Raw genomic sequence first — 6138 nt, forward strand, 5'->3', positions numbered from 1 at the left:
GGGTTAGGGTGGGGTAATTTTATTGCTTTATTTAAGCGCTCTTAATCTTCAAACTCTTCAAGTATTCCTCTGGCTTTTCTGGGTCAAATTTAACACCATCAAAGAACGTTTCTATACCACGGGAACTACTTGCGGGAATTTGGTCAGCAGGTAATTTCAGAGCAATAGCTGCTTTCTTCCACAAATCCTCTCGGTTGACTTCATCAACGATCGCTTTAACTTTAGTATCTTTGGGTAGCTTGCCCCAACGGATATTTTCAGTCAGGAACCAAGTATCATGGCTCTTATAGGGATAGGAAGCATTGCTAGTCCAGAACTTCATCCGGTGTTCAAAGTTTTTGACATTGCGTCCGTCACCGTAATCAATATTGCCTCTAAAACGTTCTAAAATATCTCCAACAGCTACGTTAAAATACTTACGGCTTGAGCAGATTTTGCACATCTCCTCTTGATTTTCCGGCTTGTCACACCACTGCTGCGCTTCCATAACTGCCATCAATAAAGCTTCTGCCGCATTGGGATTTTTATCTACCCAATCTTTCCGCATCGCAAAAGCTTTTTCTGGATGATCTTTCCACAATTCACCTGTAACTAAGGCTGTATAACCTAATTTTTGGCTGACTAACTGGGCATTCCAAGGTTCTCCCACACAGAAAGCTTCAATAGTAGCTACTTTCATATTTTGAATCATTTGTGGTGGTGGTACGGGTTCCAAACCAAGGTCTTTATCGGGATCGATACCACCAGCAGCCAACCAGTAGCGCATCCATAAATCGTGAGTACCACCGGGTAAAGTTATACCAATTTTCAGAGATTTATTCTCAGCTTTGGCTTTGCTAGCAATATCTTTAAGGGATTTACTTTCTAAGGCTACCTTAGATTCTTTGAATTTATTCGCTACGGAAATACCCTGTCCATTGAGATTTAATCGTGCCAAAATATACATCGGCACTTTGTCAACGATTGTAATTTGGTAAGGCATGGGGCTAAGAATGTGCGCTCCATCAATCCCATCTCCCGATGAGCCTAATTTTAAGTTATCGCGGGTGACGGGCCAGGATGTCTGTTTACTCACTTCCACATCTGTCATGCCGTATTTGGCAAAAAACCCTTTTTCCTTGGCGATAATTAGGGGTGCAGCATCAGTTAAGGGAATAAATCCGAGCTTGGCTTTAGTTGTCTCAACTTTGGGTGCATTTGCGGCTGAAGTGACATTACTAGCTGGACTGGCTGTACCTGTTGTTCCCCCGGAAGAATTATCAGTATTCGTTCCACTCGAAGAACAACCATGCGCGATTAAAGTGCTAGCTGCGGTAATACCTGCGGAGATGATGAATTTTCTTCTGGAAAGGTTACTCATTTTGGGTTTTAGATTTTAGATTTTAGATTGGGGAATTAGGAATGCAGTTTGAGAGAATACTGTAGGGGCAAACGGCTGTTTGCCCTTATTTATTTGCCCTTATTTGTATTGCGTCCAAACTATAAAACTTTTGGATTTTGGATTAGGTAAATTAAGAATTAATCAATACTTTGGGTTTTGCACCGAAATGTTCGATCAGTAAGTCGTGTAAAACTGGCTGTAAATCTTCACAAGGAACCCCTTTGGTGACACAGGTTCCCAAGCTGGCATCTTTGCCGACTTTACCCCCTATGTAAATATCAACACCTTCTACGGGTTTGCCGTTTTTACGGGCTTTGGTTCCCATCAAACCAATATCGGCTACTTGTGGTTGTCCGCAAGAGTTTGGGCATCCCGTCCAATGAATACGTACCGGACGATTTAGTTCTAAGTCTAATTCCAACGCTTTCATCATCGCGATCGCACGTTGTTTAGTCTCAATCATCGCGAAATTACAAAATTCTGCCCCTGTGCAAGATACGAGCGATCGCGTTAATGGGCTAGGATTAATTGTAAACTGTTTTAGAATATTTTCAGTATAAAATGATGCCAATACTGAGTCAGGAATATTCGGGATAATAATATTTTGCTCGACGGTTAGTCGAATCTCGCTACTGCCATAAACCTCAGCTAAACGGGCAATTTCAAACATCCCTTCGGCATTCAGGCGACCAACAGGAATATTTAACCCTACGTAGTTTAAACCTGGTTGTTTTTGTTTGTATACACCAATGTGGTCGCGTTTTTCCCAGTCGATTTCGTCATGTTCAGTGGCAGCTAGGAGTGATTTCCCCAAACGCTGTTCAACTTCTTGACGAAATTTGTCTATACCCCATTCATCAATCAACCACATCAACCGGGATTTTTGACGGTTAGCACGCAATCCATTGTCTCGATAGACTTCTAGGATTGCCCGACATACTGCCACTACATCCTCAGGAAGTACCCATACATTCAACGGAATCGCCGCATCGCAGCGTTTAGCAGAAAAGAAACCACCCACCAAAACATTGAAACCAAAGATTTTTTCGCTCTTTTCTGGAGAAATATATCCTGGGGAAATATATCCTGGGGAAACATCTTTAAATGCGGGCACAAATGCCAAATCGTTGATTTCTGCGTGAACCGAGTTGTCTCTGCCCCCTGCGATCGCAATGTTAAATTTACGTGGTAGGTTACTAAATTCAGAGTTTCCTTGACCGGAATTAGTAATCATGTCTTGGATCTGCTGTACCAATTCACGAGTATCAAATAACTCGTCGGCATCTAATCCGGCAACCGCATCACCTGTGATATTGCGAACGTTATCCATACCCGATTGCACCGTTGTTAAGCCAACTGCCTGGAATCGGTTGAAAATGTCCGGCAAATCTTCGATGCGTATTCCACGTAGCTGAATATTTTGGCGAGTTGTAATATCAGCACTACCTTCATCCCCGTAACGCTCCACAACTTCCGCTAAAACCCGCATTTGGGCAGAATTGAGAATACCGTTAGGCAAACGCATCCGCATCATGAATTTACCAGGAGTCACAGGACGAAAGAAAACACCCACCCATTTAAGTCTATGATCGCGATCTGTTTCATCCATCGCTTCCCATCCTAATGAGGCAAAGTTCTCTATTTCTGCCTTAACTGCAAGTCCATCTTTTTCCGCTTTCAATTTCTCAAACTTGTTGAGACTGGTTTTAGGGGTAGTTGCCGAGTCTGTCATATAAATAAATCCAGGGTTTTAGATTTTGGATTAGATTTTTAGGCTAGATTTTCGATTAAATTTTGGGCTATGCGATATGACGCTCCACTCATAGCAAATTAAAAGTCTAAGGTTTTATCCATTACCTTTAAGAGCGACCAAATTTTAGTTTTAGTTTTAGATTTATTCTTAGATTTAAGATTGTGCGATACTCCTTTCTGAGTGGTTGTTTATAAATAAAATTAGTCTATAAGCCATTACAAATCCCAAATTAAACTTCTCCATTTCCTATGTATAGGTAATGAAGTCAATCCAAAATCTAAAATCGATTAGTCTAATTAATTTACACAACCTCACGCAAGCCAAAAAACAGAAAGTTTTTGCTGAAACCTCTATTTTGCTAACTTGTCAAGAAGGCTCGGACAAGCGGTTGGTAACAATTTATATAATTTAAGTTAAGCTTGAACAAATGTACAAATCGTATAAATTGTTACGAAATATTCGTTTTAATGTAAAAATCGCGTCTTTAATATGCAGGTATTGCATAAATTTAACCCTGTCTAAGTAAAAAAGACTTTATTAGTTGCGTACATATGGTTGTTAATAGAGATATGGCAATGGGTAAAGAAGAAAGGGGAACAAGCAGACAAGTTAAGTTGTAATGCAAAAATATTGATACATTGTGAAAACATTGAACTTTTGCGTACTTCTAAGAAAGCGGGAAGCGTAGAGTGAACGGAGCAGGTAAGGATGAATTTAGAGGATAAAAGAAAGTAGCGATCACATTTACAAGTTACTTGGAAGATGCTTCCTACGTCAGCATGACAGTTGAGAGTTTTCTTATTTTCTGCCCAATTCCTATTAGCCAATAACTATTAACTACTAACCATTAACAAATTGTGAACAATATCAATCAGCTTTTGGTACAAGCACGGGTAGCTTATGATGCTGCGGAATGGTCATTATTAATTCAATGCTTGCAGGAGTTAATTTTAGAAACCGATTCTAAAGATATTGAGGAGGTGAAATGCCAGGAAAGCTTACTCGAATTGGCGTTATCAGCTTTAGAAATTGGCGATTTTCAACAGCGTTGGGAAATTGCTAAAATGTTGACTCGCTTGGGAAATATTACTATTCCCCCTTTAGTTGCCATTTTGGAAGATGACACAACAGAAGATGAATTGCGATGGTACGCTGTACGGATTTTGGGAGAATTAAAACAAACTGAAGTGATTCCAGTTTTGATGGAATTGATTCAATCTAGCGATAACGAAGAACTGAGGGGAATGGCAGCGATCGCACTTGGACAACTGGGAAAAACGGCGATTTTGGCTTTGACTGAATTGCTTGCTAACGATGACACAAAACTTTTAGCAACACAAACCCTCTGTTATATTCGCAACCAAGAAACTATTGTGCCATTACTCAGCGTTGCTGAAGATTCTCAAATAGCAGTGCGTGCAGCAGCAATTGAAGCCCTCAGTAGTTTCCACGATTCGCGCATTACCCAAGTATTATTAAATAGCTTAGAAGATACATCAGCAACAGTAAGACAGGAAGCAGTACGGGGATTAGGGTTTCGTCCAGAATTGCGCGATCGCTTGGATTTAGTCACATGTTTACAAGCTAAACTATACGATACAAAGATAGATGTAGCTTGTGCTGCGGTTGTTTCTCTATCACGCATGGGTTGCGACACTGCCGCTTCTCACTTGTACCAAGTTTTAGTAACTTATGATACACCACTAAAAATTCAAATAGAAGCAATTCGGGGATTAACTTGGATTGGCAGTATTTCTGGATTGGAATATTTACAAAAAGCCCTGAATACGTTGGTATCACAAACTTTATGGCAACAAATAGTAGTTGTAATTGGACGAGTGCAGCATCAATTTTTGAACCAAAAAGCAACTGAAATTTTATTAGAAATGTTGTACCAAAACCATCCCGCATCTGAAATTAGCAACATAAAAAGCGCGATCGCACTTTCTTTGGGACAACTCGGTAGGGATGAGGCAATCGAAACACTAATTTCTCTCTCAGGGGATACCGATAACCAAGTTCGTTTACATGCGATCGCAGCACTCAAAAATCTTGCACCAGAAATTGCACACCACCAAAATTAACACAGCCCAATCCAATCCCAATCCAATCCCAATACTATCGTACAGACGACCCGGTGGGTCGTCTCTCATATATTCCCATATTCCATATTTCTCATATATTCCTTCCTCTTAACCCAAACTTAACTCAAATGTGATGAAATGTTAATTTTTCAATAATGACGATTTATTTATTAAGAAAATATTACAATCTTCTGATAGACAGATTTAGGAATAAACTCAGTTATTCAACTGATGGAGGACGTAAAGAAGTAAACATTGCAGCTATTGTAAAAAATGGCAGCAAAGGAACAAGATGTAACAAAATTTACTAAAGCTTAATCGGAAATCCGTTAAGTTAGTGGAAGCTATAAATGTAAATAAGGCTACAAATAACATGCGACTAGAGCAGTTGCAAGCTTTTCTGGCTATTGCAGAAACCGGAAGTTTTCAGGGAGCAGCGCGGCAATGCGGTGTCACCCAATCGACTGTAAGTCGGCAAATCCAAGCGTTAGAATCAGACTTAGGGTTGGAACTTTTCCACCGTACAAGTCAAGCAAAGCTAACACTAGCGGGTGAACGGTTATTACCTCGTGCCCGAAAGATAAATCAAGAGTGGCAAAGTGCGACACAGGAAATTTCCGATTTGGTATCGGGAAAACAACCAGAGCTATGTATCGCGGTGATTCATTCGCTGTGTGCATACTACTTACCACCAGTGTTACAGCGATTTTGTCACGATTATCCCGAAGTACAATTGCGGGTAACATCACTAGGGAGCGATCGCGCACTCAAAGTTCTCAAAGACGGGTTGGTAGATTTGGCAATTGTGATGAACAATCGCTTTTTAACAACTGGTCGGGAAATGATTGTCGAGACATTATATGATGAACTAATCGAAGTCTTAGTTGCCGCCAATCATCCCCTTGCAGAGAATGAATACA

General features: G+C 40.4%; 4 protein-coding genes. 2 read left to right on the forward strand and 2 right to left on the reverse strand.

Translation table 11 applies throughout. The features are described from left to right. Positions 1-31 precede the first annotated feature (31 nt). Together CK510_RS24595 and CK510_RS24600 are read right to left on the reverse strand one after the other, a co-directional pair. Positions 32-1360, reverse strand: a complete 1329-nt coding sequence (locus CK510_RS24595) for a CmpA/NrtA family ABC transporter substrate-binding protein (RefSeq protein ID WP_095724181.1) — start codon at positions 1358-1360, stop codon at positions 32-34. Between the two features lie 151 nt (positions 1361-1511). Then, positions 1512-3113: a ferredoxin--nitrite reductase gene (locus tag CK510_RS24600; protein ID WP_095724182.1), complete on the reverse strand. Its 1602-nt coding sequence runs from the start codon at positions 3111-3113 to the stop codon at positions 1512-1514. A gap of 878 nt (positions 3114-3991) precedes the next feature. Here CK510_RS24600 and CK510_RS24605 point away from each other — a divergent pair. Next, on the forward strand, positions 3992-5218 hold the full coding sequence (locus tag CK510_RS24605) for a HEAT repeat domain-containing protein (protein ID WP_245912417.1): 1227 nt from the start codon (positions 3992-3994) through the stop codon (positions 5216-5218). A gap of 373 nt (positions 5219-5591) precedes the next feature. Then, a partial coding sequence (locus CK510_RS24610) for a LysR family transcriptional regulator (protein ID WP_143289419.1) occupies positions 5592-6138 on the forward strand: 547 nt, incomplete at its 3' end.

It is taken from the genome of Brunnivagina elsteri CCALA 953 (genome assembly GCF_002289455.1).
Taxonomy (GTDB): domain Bacteria; phylum Cyanobacteriota; class Cyanobacteriia; order Cyanobacteriales; family Nostocaceae; genus Brunnivagina; species Brunnivagina elsteri.